The organism is Psychrobacter immobilis (genome assembly GCF_904846065.1).
GTDB classification, from domain to species: Bacteria; Pseudomonadota; Gammaproteobacteria; order Pseudomonadales; family Moraxellaceae; genus Psychrobacter; species Psychrobacter immobilis_H.
In genome coordinates, this window is record NZ_CAJGZV010000011.1 from 1 (window position 1) to 2,377 (window position 2,377).

The 2,377-nt window shown below is 41.1% G+C and carries 1 protein-coding gene and 1 pseudogene; both read right to left on the minus strand.

Annotated elements, in window-relative coordinates; genetic code table 11:
- Positions 1-581: 581 nt before the first annotated feature.
- A complete protein-coding gene (locus JMW64_RS13715; RefSeq protein WP_201555344.1) occupies positions 582-1,796 on the minus strand; it encodes an IS256 family transposase in 1,215 nt (404 codons plus the stop codon).
- Positions 1,797-1,828: 32 nt separating this feature from the next.
- Positions 1,829-2,377, minus strand: a pseudogene (locus JMW64_RS13720) (hypothetical protein); the annotation flags it as partial.

The window sequence follows — 2,377 nt, forward strand, 5'->3', positions numbered from 1 at the left end:
AGTCAATCTATTAACGCATACTAAAATGTATCTAAGTACGCTCTATGAGGTGATATTAGAGATAAGAAAGTCAGAAAAAAACCAAAATAACGAATTATATGAATGACAAGTTGGGAATAAAAAAGATTATATAAAAGTGAGGGCGTAAATAATCAGGATATTGAGTAATAGTTGTCTACGCAATAGTCTCAGAAACATAGCGAAATACTAAAAAACTGAGCGTAAAACGTCAATTTACTATACAACGCTATATTTGTTATATAAGGCTATTTGAGATAAAAATCAAGATCAAAACAGAAAGAAGACTGACTACTTAGGAGCGTTCTTAAGATGAGGAGAGATGTTAGAACGAATTTACTGTGAGAGTAATAGTAGAGCTGCCTGATAAAAGGCTTTTAAAAGTGTTACTAATATATAAGCTCAAAAGTGGCAGTATTATATTGCCGATTAAAAAGCATCCAACAAAGTGAAAAGTCACAAGAAAATGATGCAGTTATGACATCTTCTCACCTTGATGCGGTTCTATTTGAGTCAATAGAGGATAGCCTTCGAGACCATCCCAGATTCTGTGTAACTGCCATTTAGATTAAATGCTTACTGATACGGTCATCAAACATAATCATAAAACGATTCAGAGCAGACGTCCAGTTACGGATTGGCATCGACCACTTTTTGGATGCCTGCTGGGTGGCTAAGTACACCACTTTGAATGCTGCCTGATCAGATGGGAATACCTTGCGCTTATTCACCGCTGTCCGAATCACACTGTTCAGTGATTCTATCGCATTGGTGGTATAAATCGCTTTTCTGATGTCTTTCGGATACTCAAAGAACACCGTTAAGCCCTCCCAGTTATTGCGCCAAGACTTAACCACGTGCGGATACTCCTTGCCCCAAGTCTCATCAAAGTGCTCAAGGTTGGCCTCTGCCATCTCAAGCGTATCAGCGCCGTAAATGGCCTTTAAATCAGCCGCTACGGCCTTTTTATCCGTCCATGGTACAAACTTCATGGAGTAACGCACCATATGCACGATACACAGCTGAACCTGAGCATTGGGATAAACGGTGTTAATGGCATCAGGGAAGCCCCTTAGGCCGTCTACACAGGCAATGAGGATGTCTTGTACTCCGCGGTCTTGTAGCTCAGTGAGAACGCCCAGCCAGAACTTAGCGCCCTCATTCTCTGATAACCACATACCAAGCAGCTCTTTTTTACCGTTAAGCCCCACGCCTAGCGCCAGATAGATAGCCTTGTTGATGATCTGCTTGTCTTGACGTACTTTAACGACAATGCAGTCTAGGTAGACAATAGGATAGATGCTGCTCAGTGGCCTGTTCTGCCATGCGGTGATGTCATCTAAGAGGTTATCCGTGACTCTTGAGACAAGAGAGCTTGATATATCAACGTCGTAGATGTCTTTGATGGTTTCGACAATTTCAGTGGTGGTTTGACCCTTGGCATAAAACATGATTATTTTATCATCAAGGCCACTGATACGGGTTTGATGCTTACGCACTAACGCAGGTTCAAAGTCACCATCACGGTCTCTTGGGGTGGAGATCTCAAGCGCGCCGCTATCACTGCGGACGGTCTTTTTAGTGTGGCCGTTGCGCTTATTGGGCTTGTCTGCCTTCTCATGTTTAGGGTAGCCGAGATGCTCTTCCATCTCAGCCTCTAAGGCAGTATCAATAAAGGATTGCATGAGCTGCTTTTGGAAGTCTTTGATGTCATCAAAGCTTTTCATGCTACCAGCCATTTGCTCGGCTAGTTTTTTAATGTCAGATTGAGTAGTCATTGCTTATTCTCCAGTTAGTGGATTATAAGCAGTTACACAAAGTTTGGGAAACTCCCATCATACCAAGAATACGGGTTTACAAACATTGCTCCTGTAAAAGGTACTTTCCGTCCATCGATATATGAGGGTTCAAATAAGAAGTTAGCTGTTCCACTAGGTGTAGTAATATAACCCTTACCACTAGGCGTATCAATGTTTGCGCCGTCTAAAACATCTTTTGCCGCTTCTGCACAAGTATCATTCATATATGCTGTATATTTTTCTTCACCTGATATAACCTTCTTCTTAAATTGGTCAGCTTGCTTTTTAATTGCTATTAACTGTTTTTTGCTTATTCTAAATTTGTAGAGTCTTGAAACTTCAGTAATGGGGTAGTTTATAGTAGCGGGACGTCTTCCACTAAACTCATCAATTCCTGCTGCTAACTCTCGCTTTGTTGGTGTTGCGGCACCCTTTGGACCAAAACTATATACTGTTATGATCTTTCCATTTTTCACTGTGAAAAAGAATGCATGCCCATAATCAACACTGAGATTTTGAGTATTATTACGAAAAGCAGTAGCTATATGATTGACTTCAAA

Excerpts from the sequence above, each read along its gene's own strand:
- JMW64_RS13715 (WP_201555344.1), bottom strand. The coding sequence starts at position 1,796 with ATGACTACTCAATCTGACATTAAAAAACTAGCCGAGCAAATGGCTGGT.